Source organism: Saccharibacillus sp. O23, assembly GCF_002205895.1.
GTDB lineage: Bacteria > Bacillota > Bacilli > Paenibacillales > Paenibacillaceae > Saccharibacillus.
Genome location: NZ_NJDE01000009.1, coordinates 205,184 through 219,328 on the forward strand (window position 1 = coordinate 205,184; position 14,145 = coordinate 219,328).

The following is a 14,145-nucleotide window of genomic DNA, read 5'->3' on the forward strand; positions in this document are numbered from 1 at the left end:
GCCGGAGAGGAATTTCTGGTATTCGGGGGCGCGGCCGAACGATTGCGGTACGATGCCGCGGCGGCCGCGCTCGGCTCTCTAACGACGAAAAGAACCTTCGAACGCCGCGGCAAAAGCGGGATTCGAAGGTTCGGGATCGGTTCGTCCGCCGTTCTATGCGTTCGACAGATCGTTCGTAGGCGGGAGGTCGTTCGCGTTCGGCAGGTCGTTCGCATGCGTCGTGCGGTTGCGTCCGCCGCTTTTCGAAGCGTACAACGCCAGATCCGCGCGCTCCAGCAGCGATGCTTCGGTCGAATCCGGAAGGACCGTATCGACGCCAATGCTGACGGTGACGCGATGCGAGCCGAGCGGCGTCTCGGCGATCGCGGATCGCGCCCGTTCGGCGACGGCGACGGCTTCCGCTTGCCCGGTCGCGGGCAGCAGCACGACGAATTCTTCGCCGCCGAAGCGGGCGCAGATGCTGCCGGCGCCTGTCGAGTCCCGCAGCAGGCGAGCCAGCTCGATCAGCACGAAATCGCCGACCGGATGCCCGTACGTGTCGTTGATCCGTTTGAAATGGTCGATATCGACGATCAGCAGCGACAGCGAAGCGCCGTTGTTGCGGCAGGCGAGCAGCTCGCCGCGCAGGCAATCTTGGAAGAACCGCCGGTTATGGAGACCGGTTAACGGATCGGTCGAAGCCAGAGCCTGCAAGCCGCGATTCATTTCCGTCAGCGCCTGCTGTTTGCGTTCGTACTCGGCGTGCAGCGATTGAAGCTGCGCGTTCATCTCGGTCGTCGCCGCGTACAGTTCTTCCAACTGCCGCTTGCTGCGCAGCGTGTCTTTCTCGTACTCCAGCCGTTTGCGCATGAGAAGAGCGACGCAGTCGATAAAGACCTGTCCGTCCCGTTCCTGCCGCACGCCGTTAAGCAGCACCGGAATGATCTGCCGGTCGGCCGAACGGAACGAGAAATACATCTCGTCGATGCGTCCGTAGAGTTGAATATGCGGATAGAAATACGTATGGAAAAACATTTTATTGGTCGCCGACATGATCGTTTCGACGTGGCGGCCGATCAGTTCTTCGGCTTCTTTTATGCCGAGCATATCCAGAAACGTGCGGTTGACCGACTGCACGAATCCGGATTCCGAGAACGATACGTATCCGCCGGGCGCGCGGTCCAGTTGATTATCCATGAAGTAAACTGCCTTTCCAGCGATCCGACGAGAAGTCTATAGACCGGCTAAATAATGATCGATGCGTTCGAACGTTTCGTCCGGCTGGCTGAGCTGCGGATAATGGCCTTTGGCCGTCATCCGGTTCAGCGTGCTGCCGTTTAAGTGTTTGTGCAGATAATCGCCGACTTCGAGCGGCGCGATGCTGTCTTCCGCGCATTGCAGAATGAGCGTCGGAGTCTGCACTTCGCCAAGGATATCGCGGCAGTCGGAGTAGAACGTCACTTCGGCGAATTGGCGGGCGATGCGCGGATCGCGCGACGCGAACTGCCGCTCCAATTCGTCGGACAGTTCCCGCCGATCTCCGTTTTGCATGGCGGCGGGCGCCATATAGCTGGCCCATCCGCTGAAATTGAGCTGCATCATCTCCAACAGCTCGTCGATATCGTCCCGGTCGAATCCGCCGTAATAACCCGGCGGATCGTTCAGATACCGAGGAGACGGACCGACCATGACCAGCCGTTCGAAATACTCCGGATGCCGGATCGAAGCCATCGCTCCGATCATGCTGCTCACCGAATGGCCTACGAACACGGCATCGCGAAGCTCCAACGCTTCCATGACGTCCAGCAGATCGCGGCTATAGCCTGCAAGGCTGCCGTATTTGGCCGGATCGTATTGATCCAACTGCGACAGGCCCGAACCTACATAATCGAACAGAACGACGCGGTAGCGATCGGCGAAACGCGGAGCGACGAGTCTCCACATCTTCTGATCGCAGCCGAAACCGTGCCCGAACACAAGCGTCCGTTCTCCGCTGCCGAGAACGGTTACGTGATTGCGTTTCAAAATATCCAAGCTTCTCCCCAACTTTCCTTGCCCCCGATTCCTTGATCGATTTCCGTCTGTTAAGTGTCCCATAATTCGATAGGAGCTTGAAGTGACCTAATGCTCATTATTATAGCGAAAAATGTCGGATTGTAGGAGTGGTTTTCGACCCTGCTTTGTCCGATTCGAAAATTATTCGTTAGGCCTTCAGCCCGGAAGGAATCGTTCGATGGTTGCCGAATTGCTTTAAAGCGCATGCACTTTAATCGAGAACAGGGGATAACAAAAGATGAGACGGACACGCGGAAAGAATTTGAAGAAAAATTTGATCCGAAAAGGGACGGTTGCGGCTTTGGCGGTATCGCTGCTCGCGGTCAGCTTGCCGGCGCAGGCGGCGGAAACGATGTTGTGGCCGGTTCGAACCGAAGTAGCGGGAGAGGAGATTTCGCCGAGCGCGTTTCCGATCATGGAGAACGGAGATATCTATATCGATTTCGCGAGCGCGGCGCGGGCCTTGGGGTTTGACGTGTCGTACGATAAAGCGAAAAAGCAAATCAAGGCGGTATCGGAAGCGGCTAAAATAACGGTAGACGTCAAAAACCGCAAAATTTACGTCGACGGAAAGTTGTTCAAATATGCTTACGCGCCTACGGTTACGAACGATGGCGGAAACGTAATGGTTCTGCTCGAAACGTTCAATCAATCGGAGGCGTTCAGCGCCGATTTCGATGTCGAATCCGGCACGATTTATATTATGGAAAACGAAGTCCAGCTTTCGGCATCGGTCCAAAAGAAAATTTTGAATGCCGCAAAAGCGGAGATCGGGCAATATTACGCGGGTAAAATATCCGATTTGAAATTGGAGACCTCGGGAGATACCGCTACGGTAACGGCGAAGGTGTTTGTGCCGCGAGGCATCTCGACGGAAGACGGAGACCGAAATCTTTTCGATACGATCATCCATGCGGAAGTCCAATTGTATCGAACCTTCGATCGCTCTTGGGAAGTCGACTCTTCGAAAGACCGTTACGAAACCGAATATCCGAACTACAAAAGCGTCGCCGAGAAAGAAGATCCGAAAATCGGCGCTGCCGATAAAGCGGCTATCCGAGAATTGGTTGGTGCTTATGTAAAAGCTCTGGACGAAGAAGACGCGGAAGGCGTGGTCGCCTTGATGAGGCTTGACGAATTGCAGAAAATGTCGCTGTTCCCGACTTTCAAAGATATCGTATACACGGTAGGCAGCACGTTCATTCACGAAAATTACGATTACCGGTTGAACAAAGCGGTCGTATTCGATCATGCCGGCAGCAGCGGGGCATGGGTCTATGCGTCGATCGCGCGTACCGCTCCTGCGGACGACCTGCTCGCGCCGGGCACTTCCGTGCTGGACAAAGTCTTCGTCGCGATCAAAGGTTCGGACGGCAAATGGCTGCTGGAGCCGATGTCCGGAGGCGCGTTTTTGCACAGTGATCGCGACTTGCTGAACGGATACAGCGAAGAACCGGATCCAGTCATCGAGCTTGGCGGCGCGGAAACGGACTCGCAATAAGCCGGGAAAGACGAAAAAGGAAGACCGAACCTTTCGGTCTTCCTTTTTCGCGTTCCGGCCGCCGTTTTTATCGAATCTCTGCAAATCTGACATGAAAACTTTCCTTATCTCTAACAAGTTAGCGGGAATTCGGCGATAAAGGTAAAGGATGTTCAGACAATAGATAGGGGTGTAAGCATGCAAAAGAGCAACAAAGCGAAACGGGTTCTCTGGATTCCGCTGCTGGGTTCGATGCTGCTGCTCGCGGCATGCGGTTCTCAGCAGCCGCAAGCGGCAAGCGCCGAAGAACGGCCGGAGATCGGAGTCGTACTGTCCGATGTCGGTCTGGGAGACCAATCCTACAGCGATGCCGCGTTTCGCGGTTTGATGAAAGCGCGCGACGAAGACGGCGTCTTGTTCGACTACCGGGAGATCGGGAAGGCCGGAACTTACGACGACGCGTTCAAGCAGCTGGTAGAAAAAGATAACGATCTGATCATCGGCTTGGGTTATATGGTCAAAGAAAGTCTGGAAGCGTCGGCCAAAGCCAACCCGGATAAGCAGTATTTGATCGTGGACGATACGTCGGAACTGCCGAATGTCGCTTCGATCACGTTCAAAGCGGAAGAAGGCAGCTATCTGGCAGGCGCATTGGCGGCTCTGACGACCCGAACCGACCATATCGGATTTCTCGGCGGCGTCGAATCGGATCTGCTCAAGAAGTTCCAAGCCGGTTACGAGCAGGGCGCGAAAGCGGTCAATCCGAACGCGCAGGTCAAAGTCGTTTATGCGGGCGACTTCGGCAATACGAAGCTCGGCGCTTCGATCGCCGCTTCCATGATTCAAGACGACGGGGCGGACGTGATCTATACCGTCGCGGGCCTGACCGGCGTAGGCGCGCTCCAAGAAGCGCAAAGCCGCGGCAAATACGCGATCGGCGTCGATACGGATCAATTTTTTATCGCGGAAAAGGCAGTCGTCACCTCCATGATCAAAAACGTGGACAACTCGATCTTCAGCGCGGTGAAGACGTTTAACGAAAATAAAGGCAAGTTCCCCGTGAAAGACATGGTATTCGGCCTGAAAGAGAAGGGGGTCGGACTGGCTCCGATCCGGGTCGTAAACTTGACGGACGAACAGCAGAAGAAGATGGACGAGCTGACCGAAGGTCTGGTCTCGGGCAAAATTAACGTGAAGCTTCCTTAACACGGGACGGAGGGAAAAGCGGATGAAACTACAAGGTAAATTGCTTCTCAACGCCATGATCTCGCTGGTGGCTTCGCTGGCGCTGGTCGGGTATATCATTTTCCAACTGCTTCAGATCAATTCGCAGAATCAGACGCTCGTGCCCGACATGCTGAACGTGCAGCAGTTGAACGCGGATCTCGGCGGACTCAGCCAATCGCTGAACGGTTATTCGTTCTCGATGACCGAAAGCAATAAAGCCGAAGTCACCGGCCGTTTGGAGACGGTCAAAGCGACTTTGGCAAAGTTGACCGAAAGCGAAGACACCAGTCTCGATTCGGCGGAGCAGAAAGATTGGCTGGCTTCGATCTCGACGAAGTTCGCCGAGCTGTCCGAAGGCTCGCTCAAAGCGCTGGAGAATCAGGACAGTCCCGAAGCGAAGCGGCAGGCGGCGCGCATTCAAGGCATTCAGAACGACGCTTACCGGCTGGACGTGTTGACCAAAGAGCGCTATAACGCCTATACGTCCGATCTGACTTCGGATATCAAGCTGACTTGGGAGATCGCGTTGGCGGGAGCCGTACTGCTGCTGATCGCGCTCGGTTGGTTCAACGCGCGGTTCGCGCGCAAACTGGCTCTGCGGACGCGTCGGATGAAAGAAGCGGCGGCGCGGATCGCGGACGGCGATCTGGGGCTGCAATTGGACCGTTCCAAAGGCCGGGACGAACTGGACGAATTGAACGACGCCTTCGCGACCATGATCGACAATCTGCGCGGCATCGTCGGTTCGATCGAGAGCAGCGGCGGCGTGCTCGACCGCGTGGCGGGAGAATTGGACGAGCGCAACGCCATGATGCAGGACGTCGTCTCGCAGGTCGCGACCTCGACCGAAGAGTTGGCGATCGGCAGTCAGCGGATCGCCGAAGACCTGAACCATACCGTGGAAGTCGTCGACGGGATGCAGCGCAATTTCGAGGCCAATCTGGCCGAGACGGTGAAATCGTCTTCCGCGACGGAAGAAGCGCTGCGCTTCGTCGAGAGCGGCGAAGCGGTCATGCGCGAGCAGCTGGAGATCACCGGCGTGAATCGCTCGGCGATGTCGGAGGTCGAACAGACCGTGCGCGAGCTGGAAGCCAGCGCCGCTCGAATCTCCACCATGACGGAACATGTCGCGCAGATCGCGAAGCAGACGACGCTGCTGTCGTTGAACGCTTCGATCGAAGCGGCGCGGGCCGGCGAAGCCGGACGAGGATTCGCCGTCGTCGCGGGCGAAGTCAATAAGCTTGCGGAGCAGTCGGATTCGTCCGCCCGCGAGATTTTCGCCGCCGTCGAGGAGATCTCCGTGTCCATGAGCCGCGTGAAAAGTTCGGTCGGGCAGAGCCTCGAACTGTTCCGCCGCCAAGAAGAAGCTTCGGTTTCGACCGAAGAATCGTTCGTGGCGATCAGCGAACGGGTTCGCCAGATCGCGGCAAGCGTCGGCAAGCTGTCCGGCGATATGGAAGAATCCCGCCGATTGAGCGTGCAAGTTCAGCAGGCGGTCGAGAATATCAGCGCGGTTACGCAGCAATCGGCTGCCGGCAGCGAAGAGATTACCGCTTCGACCGACGAACAGAAGCGGTCGTTCGAAGAGATCGGCAGCAAAGTCAAAGAACTGCTTCAAGTCCGCGAAGAAATGCAGCGCGAACTGGATCGTTTCCGTTTGGAGGCTTAACGGCCGACGCAGGCGGCGTGAATCATGAAGCAAAAAGAACCGAAAAACCGGAGGTGCCTCGATAGGGCGCGTCCGGTTTTTTTTACGTAAAAATATTTTCTATAAAAAAGTAAGTAAAGTTATTGCAACCCCGAAAAAGCTGTGCTATGATTTATTCATAACAAAAAGTTAGTAACAAACTTAAATAAATTTAAAAAAAAGAATCTAAAAATCTTAGGAGGAATCAATCATGGAAAAGCTCAACATCGGAATTATCTTGGGAAGCACGCGTCAAGGACGTCTCAGCCCGCAGGTCGGCGAATGGGTGAAACGCATCGCCGACGAACGCGGCGATGCCAACTATCAAATCGTGGATATCGCCGACTATCGCCTGCCGCTGCTCGGTGAAGCCGACGCGACGGAACAGGCGACGGCTTGGAACGCCAAGCTGGCCGAACTCGACGGCTTCGTGTTCATCGTTCAAGAGTACAACCACAGCATCTCCGCTTCGCTCAAGAACGCGCTTGATTACGCTCGCGAAGCTTGGAACAACAAAGCTGCCGGCATCGTCAGCTACGGTTCGGTAGGCGGCGCGCGCGCGGCGGAACATCTGCGCGGCATCTTGGGCGAGCTGTCCGTCGCCGACGTTCGCGTCCATCCGGCGCTGTCGCTGTTCACCGACTTCGAGAACGGCGCGACGTTCAAGCCGGCCGATCTGCACTTGATCAACCTGAACGGCATGTTTGATCAAGTCTTGGCTTGGAGTGGAGCGCTCAAGACGCTGCGCGTGCCGGCCGCGGCTCAAGCCTGATTCGTTCCTACTCCCGGCTTCGCGCCGGGGTTAGATTTCGTGTCAGTTTCATATAGAGAAGAAGCCCGAAAATTCCGATAACCACCGGAAATTTCGGGCTTCTGTGCGTTTGATTCGATCGATGCCTTGACCGTTGAAGAGGTCAGATCGGATGCGATAAAACCATTAGTGTGCCGCGTTCTTGCTGACGCGAATCCGGTTGATCACGAAAGTGATCGCGAAGACCGCAACCAGAATGATGAAGAATGTGGTGTGGCTCATATGGTACACGCCTGCCGTGTCGAGGATCATCTTCATGCCGATGATGAAGATCAAGACGAAAGCCGCGTTCTCCAGCTCCGGAATCTTGTCCATCAGCTTCAAGATGACCGTGGCGACGAGACGCATCATCAGAATCCCGAGCAGACCGCCGGCGATCAGAATCCACGGGTTCGGCGAGATCGCGAACGCGGCGAGGATCGAGTCGATCGAGAAGGCGATGTCCATCATTTCGACGGTGATGATCGTGCGCACGAACAGGCTCAGACCGGTCTTGGCGAGCAATCGTTGCAGACCGGATTCTTCTTCGTTTTCGTCTCCGTCGTCGTCTCCGCTCGCTCTGAATTTATCCCAGAAGTGTTTGACGGCGATCCAGAGCAGGTAAGCGGCGCCGATATACTTGACCCAGGAAATCTGGACGAGGTAGATCCCGACTCCGATTGCGACGATCCGGAAGACGTAAGCGCCCCACAATCCGTAGAGCAGCGCCTTTTTTCTTTGTTTTTCCGGCAGCTTGTTTACGATTGCGGCCAGCACGAGCGCGTTGTCCGCGGACAACAGTCCCTCGATGACGATCAGGGACAGAATGAATCCCCATCCCGTAGGCGTCGCGAACGCCTCGAGGAAGGTGCTCATTTCGAATAGATGGCTATAGCCCATTTCGTTACAACCCTTTCCTGTAGATATGTTAGTCGTTACAGTTGCACCTTTGTTATACGGACGTCGCGGCATTGCGTTTCAATAAATTTTAGAAAAAAATTCGCGCGATCGTTCGGCCTTCCGACCTCCTTTCCGTTCAGGCGTATCGATGAAAGTTTATCATAAATGACAAGAATGTGAAGATGCCTGTTCGATTCGCAGGGGAGCAAGGAAGGGTAACGGGTAGAAAAGGAATTTCAGGCGGAGAAGGGCGGGTAACATTTATGAATCGAACGGCAATCCATACGATCGGCGGAGCGAAATTCAACGTATCGGTGCAAGGGCAGGGAAGCCCGCTCGTGCTTCTGCACGGCGCTTACTGCAATCTCGACGTCTGGGACGAACACGTCGAGCTGCTGTCGCGCAGTTTTACCGTTATCCGATACGATCAGCGGGGATTCGGGCGCAGCGACGCCATCACCGACACGTTTTCCCCGTACCTCGATCTGAAAGCGATTCTGGACTACTTCGGGCTTCGGCAGGCTTCGATCATCGGTTCCTGCACGGGCGGAGCGGTAGCGATCGATTTCGCGTTGGCTTACCCCGATTACGTGGAACAGCTTATTCTGATCGCGCCTTCCTTGAACGGAAATCCGCCGCCGATGCGTCTGGTCTGGGAGCGTCTGCGGGATATGCATCGGGTCAAGCGCGAAGGCATCGAACGCGGAGCGGTCCGTTTCCTGCGCAGCCGTTTCTGGCGTTTTGCCGTGCCGAGAGAGCGCAGAGCCCGTACCCGGTTAAAAGACATGTATCTGGCCAACGGCGTGCATTACCGCTCGCGGCTCACGATGCAGCGTCCGCTGTTCCCGCTCGCCCGCAAGCGACTGCGCGAGATCTCTTGTCCGGTGGTGATCGTCGAAGGCGAATGGGATCATCTGTTCAATCGGCGAACGGGACGTTACGTGCACGAGCAGATCTATCATTCTTCGCTGATTCGCATGGAAGGATGCGGCCATTACCCGCAGCTCGAACTGCCGCTCGAATTCTCGGCGATCGCGCTGAGCGCGCTCAAAGCATCGGCGGCCCGGCGTTAACATGGGCTCGGTACGCCGCGTTCGCCGTTCGGGAACAACAGACCCTGCGAATAGCAGCGGACAATTCGGCGGCGGCTGCGCTATAATGGACGGAATCACCGTCGAAAGGACTGTTTGCATCCATGTCAAAAAAATTCGCGCTTCCGCTCGTTCTCGCTTTGGCCGTTCCTCTGCTGTTGATCGACGCGCCTCTCGGGATCGGCAAAGACGCCGGCGTCGCGGAAGCGGCTTCGGCCAAACAGTGGCTGCAAATCTCGGCCCGCGCGACCTATTACGGCGAAGTCGCCGGCGGCAAACCGCACGGACGGGGCACGATCCGTTGGGGCGATTCCAAACAGTATTCGGGCAGCTTCGTCGGCGGCAAACGCAGCGGCGAAGGCAAATACGCGAATGTTTATACGGACGAGGAAACGGGTCTCGAGCATCGGATCGTCTATACGGGAACGTGGAGCGGCGATCGGATGAACGGCAGCGGAACATGGCGGGAGAAGATCGGAGCGCCCGGCGGTCCGGTCGTTTCGGATACGATCCGTATCGGCGTTTTTCGCGGCGATCGATGGACCCGGGGGTACGAAGTCGTTCATGCGACGGCCGATCCCGACCACAGCTTCTCTTACCGCGGGGCGGATTACCGGCTTGATATTCTGGGCAGCGATACGAGCCTGCTGGCCGATTGGAAAAGCGGGACGTTGTTCGACGTGCAGTATTACCAAGGTTCGGAACATGCGAGTTATTCGATCTTCCAAGGCAGCACCGCGGCGGAAGAGAAGCGGCGGCTTGCCGCGCTCAAGAAACTTCGCGGGATGACAAGCAAAGTGGAGCCGGTGCTGCGACAGTTCGAAGCGATCTCGAAACGCTTGAGCCTCAAACGGTAGCACATCGTCAAGACCGCGCTTCCGCGAATTTTGGCCGTTATCGGGGGAATGCCATTCCTCGCGAAAACGGCTTTTTGCGCGTCGCGGCAGAACTTTTTTTTCTTTCCGCAAGACAAAAAATCCCCTGGACGGCGTCCGGGAACGTTTCTGGCAAAAGGTATTCTAAATGGCGCGCAAAAGCGCTTTATTGAGCCAGCGCTTCTTCGGTGATCGCTCTAAGGTCGACCGGCGACAGCGTTTCTTCATTAATCATCTCGGGGAGGATATGTTCGAGGAAATAATCGACGCAGGCCAGCTTGATCCGTTTGATCTTGACCAGCGCGTTGCGGTACATGACGACGAATTCTTTTTCCGTATTGCCTTTTTGCAGTTCGGCGAACGCTTCGTAGACCTGATCCATCTTGTCGGCGACTTCCAGAATCAAGCCTTCGACGGAGTCGTCTTTGCCTTCGCGCAGCTGTCTGCGGAAGATCGGTTTGAATTCCTCAGGAATATGCTCTTCGATGAAATGCGCGATCATGCCTTCTTCGACCTGCTGGATCAACTGGCGCAGTTCCGGCGAAGAATGTTTGACCGGCGTTTTGATGTCTCCGATAAAAATCTCTCCGTAATCGTGACTGCTCGTGATCTCGTAAAGCTTTTTCCAATCGATCGTAGCGCCGTGCTGTTCTTCGATGTTGGCCAGCGTCTTGGCGTACTGCACGACTTTCCAAGAATGCGCGGCCACGCTGTGTTCTTCGAACTTGAACCTGCCGGGGCAGCGAATGATGCGTTCCAGCCCGTCGAGCGAGCGGAAATAACGATGAATTCCCATGAATGTGCCTTCTTTCTGCATGTAAGTGTCGGAATATGGATGGGTTCGTCTTCAGTATAAACGGGCCGTGTTCGGCAGGAGTCAACGCAGCATTAACGGGACGTCAAACTTGCGGCGAAACGCGAAAAAGCAGCGTCGTCCCAAGCGGACGCGCTGCTTTTTGCGGTTGAAGGAACGCTTTTACGATCTGGTCCGCCGCTTCATCCAATAAAAGACCGGAAGCCCGATCAGCGTGATGCCGATGCCGATCAAGGAGCGAACCGGGCTGTCCATCAGCGTGCTGACGAGAATGTACAAGCCGCCCGCGATTCCGACGATCGGAGTGATCGGGTACAGAGGTACCCGGTAGCGACCCGGTTCCGTGCCGACGGTGCGCCGCAGGACGAACACGCCGAACACCCCGGCCGTAAAGAAGATCCACAGCACGAACACGAGCAGATCGGTCAGCGTATTGAACGTGCCCGAGAAGATGTAGACGATCGCGAGCGCCGCTTGGAAGATCAGCGCGTTCGCCGGCGTGCCGAAACGCGGATGAATCCGGCGCAGGAAACCGGAGAACGGCACGATGCCGCGTTCGCCCATCGCCTGCGGGACGCGCGCCGCGGTCATCAGGTAGCCGTTCAGCGCGCCGAGCACGGATACGATGATCCCGGCCGTAATGAACGCGCCGCCTCCGCTGCCGAGCAGCGCTTGGGCCGCGTCCGCGCCCGGCGTCGGCGACGAGACGATCTGCTCGAACGAGAGAGAACGGAAGATCGCCAGATTGAACAGGACGTAGACGACGATGACGAACGACACGCCGATCAGGATGACTTTCGGCAGCGTCTTGGCCGGGTTCTTCATCTCGCCGGCCATGTTGGTCACGCCGATCCAGCCGTCGTAAGCCCAGAGCGTGCCGAGGATCGCCGCGCCGAAGCCCGCCGCCGCGCCCGTCGCAAGGCCCGATACGCCCGCGAAGCCGGGCTGGCTGCCGGAGAGCAGGCCGAACGCCACGATGCCGACGACCGGAATGAGTTTGCCGGCCGTGGCGAGCAGTTGGATGATGCCGCCGTATTTGGTCGAGATGACGTTCATCAGCAGAATGAACAGCAGGATGCCGATCGCGAGCAGCTTCTGCTGCCAGCCGTTCATCGGCAGGAAATAACCCGAATACGAAGCGAACGCGATCGCCAGCGCCGCGACCGAAGCCGGGTAAGAGATCACGGCCTGCACCCAGCCGAGCAGGAAACCGACGGCTTCGCCGTACAGATCTTCGAGATAGGCGTATAATCCGCCGGCTCTCGGAATGGTCGCCGCGATCTCGGCGACGGACAAGGCGGAAGCCAGCGTGATGATGCCGCCGGCTCCCCAAGCCAGAATAGACAGGCCGAACGAACCGGCATCGGCGAGCACGATGCCCGGCTTCAAGAAGATGCCGGAGCCGATGATCATGCCGACGACGATCGCCATCGCTTCGAGGAAGGTCACCGATTTTCGGAGTTCGGTGCCGGTTGCGGAGGAAGAATCGGGTAGTTTGGACAAGATGTTCACGTTTCCTTTCGACGGAGCTGGTAACTTGTTAAGAAGAAGGTCGGCAAACAGCATGCTTTTTTGAAGCACCCCGGTAAACCGGGAAAGCGGATATCCGCCGTAAAGCGTCCGCCGGACCGACCGAACCATTTTATCACTTTTGCGCGGCGAAGAATATGACATCTTTTGTAGCTTCGTACCGAGGTTCGCCCTTTCTCTCTGCCGTTTGCTCCGAACGAAACGATTCACCGCCGCGCACCTCGAAAAAACAAACATCGTCCCTGAATAATTTCCATTGTATGCGTTTACAGGTAAGGCCATAATAACGAAGCAAGGTGATTCAAACCATGAACCAAGGGGAGGAAATACCGTGACAAAGAGAAAGATGAAATGGTTTGGCATGGCAATGACCGGCGTCCTGGCATTCAGTCTTAGCGCCTGCGGAGGCGGAGGTTCGGGCACGACGAACAATGCGAGCGGCGACGGCGGCAAGACGGAGCCTGCGGCCAACGCGTCGACGGACTCGTCGAAACCGGCAGAGAATATCACCATCACGTTCCAGAACATCTATCCGGACGCCAGCGATCCGAAGAATCAAATGATGAAGAAGATCGTCGACGCTTACGAGAAAGAACATCCGAACGTCAAGATCGAACTCGATTCGCTGAACACCGACCAACAGAAACTGAAGCTCAAAACGCAGGCCGCTTCCAAAGAAGTGCCGGATATCACGGTCGTCAACCCGGCCGCGCAAATGCAGCCGTTCGTCGACGCCGACCTGTTCGCGCCGCTGAACGACATGGTGGAGCAAAACGGACTTAAGGATACCTTCCAATCGGGCATCCTCGATTACTATACATTCGACGGCAACCTGTACGCGCTGCCGGACGGCAACAACATCGGCGTCGTGTACTACAACAAGAAGCTGATGGAAGAAGGCGGCGTCAAAGTTCCGACGACCTTCGAAGAAATGCTCGAAGCCGTCAAGACGCTCAAAGGCAAAGGCATTCAGCCGATGGTCATCGGCGAAAAAGACAGCTGGACGGGTTCGTTCCTGTTCATGAACATCCTGCTCAGAACGAACGGCGGCCCGGGCTTCCTGAAAGACGTGCTCGACGGCAAAAAGACGTTCGAAGATCCGGCTTACGTCGCAGCCATCAAAGCGTTCGAAGATCTGGTCCAAGCGGGCGCGTTCCAAGACGGCGCGACGTCGTTCGACTATAACGCGGGCGAGAACTTGTTCAAAACGGGCAAAGCGGCCATGTACTACATGGGCAGCTGGGCAACGGGCGGCATCGAAACCGCTGAAGTGAGCAAAGACGGCAACGTCGGCGTCTTCCAATTCCCGACGGTCGGCGGCAAAGGCAATCCGGACGAATTCATGCTGGCTCCGGGCAGCGCGTTCGCGATCTCCAAAGACAGCGAGCATCTGCAAGAAACGAAAGACTTCCTGAACTACTTCATGCTGAACTTCCCGAAAGAAGCGTTCGAAGCCAAAGGCGCAGTCGGCATCGCGCAGAACGTGGACGGCGACTTCAAAGCGGCCGGTTATTCCGACATGGCGATGAACGTGCTGGATCTGTTCAAAAAAGTCAAAGGCGGCGACTTGGCGTTCGACAACACGATGAACCCGGGCACGACGCAAGCGCATCTGTCGGGTACGCAAAGCCTGTTCGTGGAACAGAAAGATCCGGCGGAAGTAGCCAAAGAACTGCAAGCGGCTTACGAAGACAACAAATAACAAGAGCAGGCCGAA

Annotated in this window: 12 protein-coding genes; 7 read left to right on the top strand and 5 right to left on the bottom strand. The window is 56.5% G+C overall.

The genetic code is table 11. The annotated features are described in order from the left end of the window. Positions 1-153: 153 nt before the first annotated feature. Both CDO73_RS12945 and CDO73_RS12950 read right to left on the bottom strand, forming a co-directional pair. Positions 154-1,176 carry a sensor domain-containing diguanylate cyclase gene (locus tag CDO73_RS12945; protein WP_088488938.1) on the bottom strand — a complete coding sequence of 341 codons (1,023 nt, stop codon included), beginning with the start codon at positions 1,174-1,176 and terminating at the stop codon, positions 154-156. A 36-nt stretch (positions 1,177-1,212) separates the two neighbouring features. Next, positions 1,213-2,025 carry an alpha/beta fold hydrolase gene (locus tag CDO73_RS12950; protein ID WP_256972680.1) on the bottom strand — a complete coding sequence of 271 codons (813 nt, stop codon included), beginning with the start codon at positions 2,023-2,025 and terminating at the stop codon, positions 1,213-1,215. A gap of 247 nt (positions 2,026-2,272) precedes the next feature. Between CDO73_RS12950 and CDO73_RS12955 the strand changes: the two genes are divergently transcribed. The 4 genes from CDO73_RS12955 to CDO73_RS12970 all read left to right on the top strand — a co-directional run bounded on the left by CDO73_RS12955 (position 2,273) and on the right by CDO73_RS12970 (position 7,200). After that, a complete protein-coding gene (locus tag CDO73_RS12955) occupies positions 2,273-3,535 on the top strand; it encodes a stalk domain-containing protein (RefSeq protein ID WP_088488940.1) in 1,263 nt (420 codons plus the stop codon). Positions 3,536-3,712: 177 nt separating this feature from the next. After that, a complete protein-coding gene (locus tag CDO73_RS12960; protein ID WP_088488941.1) occupies positions 3,713-4,720 on the top strand; it encodes a BMP family lipoprotein in 1,008 nt (335 codons plus the stop codon). A gap of 22 nt (positions 4,721-4,742) precedes the next feature. Beyond that, positions 4,743-6,410: a methyl-accepting chemotaxis protein gene (locus CDO73_RS12965; protein WP_088488942.1), complete on the top strand. Its 1,668-nt coding sequence runs from the start codon at positions 4,743-4,745 to the stop codon at positions 6,408-6,410. A 229-nt stretch (positions 6,411-6,639) separates the two neighbouring features. Then, entirely contained in the window at positions 6,640-7,200 is a 561-nt protein-coding gene (locus tag CDO73_RS12970; protein WP_088488943.1) for an NADPH-dependent FMN reductase, read from the top strand. Between the two features lie 165 nt (positions 7,201-7,365). Here the strand turns inward: CDO73_RS12970 and CDO73_RS12975 are convergent, their stop codons facing one another. Further along, complete coding sequence (locus tag CDO73_RS12975) at positions 7,366-8,118, bottom strand: TerC family protein (protein WP_088488944.1); 753 nt, start codon at positions 8,116-8,118, stop codon at positions 7,366-7,368. Positions 8,119-8,381: 263 nt separating this feature from the next. Here CDO73_RS12975 and CDO73_RS12980 point away from each other — a divergent pair, with 263 nt between their 5' ends. Both CDO73_RS12980 and CDO73_RS12985 read left to right on the top strand, forming a co-directional pair. Beyond that, entirely contained in the window at positions 8,382-9,191 is an 810-nt protein-coding gene (locus CDO73_RS12980) for an alpha/beta fold hydrolase (RefSeq protein ID WP_179218691.1), read from the top strand. A 122-nt stretch (positions 9,192-9,313) separates the two neighbouring features. Next, the gene (locus tag CDO73_RS12985) at positions 9,314-10,066 is read left to right on the top strand and encodes an MORN repeat-containing protein (RefSeq protein ID WP_088488946.1); all 753 of its coding nucleotides are present in this window, start codon (positions 9,314-9,316) and stop codon (positions 10,064-10,066) included. Positions 10,067-10,250: 184 nt separating this feature from the next. Here the strand turns inward: CDO73_RS12985 and CDO73_RS12990 are convergent, their stop codons facing one another. Further along, positions 10,251-10,880 carry a YfbR-like 5'-deoxynucleotidase gene (locus CDO73_RS12990; protein ID WP_088488947.1) on the bottom strand — a complete coding sequence of 210 codons (630 nt, stop codon included), beginning with the start codon at positions 10,878-10,880 and terminating at the stop codon, positions 10,251-10,253. 180 nt (positions 10,881-11,060) lie between these two features. Continuing rightward, the gene (locus tag CDO73_RS12995) at positions 11,061-12,401 is read right to left on the bottom strand and encodes an APC family permease (protein WP_088489135.1); all 1,341 of its coding nucleotides are present in this window, start codon (positions 12,399-12,401) and stop codon (positions 11,061-11,063) included. A gap of 373 nt (positions 12,402-12,774) precedes the next feature. On the opposite strand from CDO73_RS12995, the gene CDO73_RS13000 reads away from it, so the two are divergent. Further along, positions 12,775-14,130, top strand: coding sequence for an extracellular solute-binding protein (locus tag CDO73_RS13000; RefSeq protein ID WP_088488948.1), 1,356 nt, complete (start codon positions 12,775-12,777; stop codon positions 14,128-14,130). Positions 14,131-14,145: the final 15 nt, after the last annotated feature.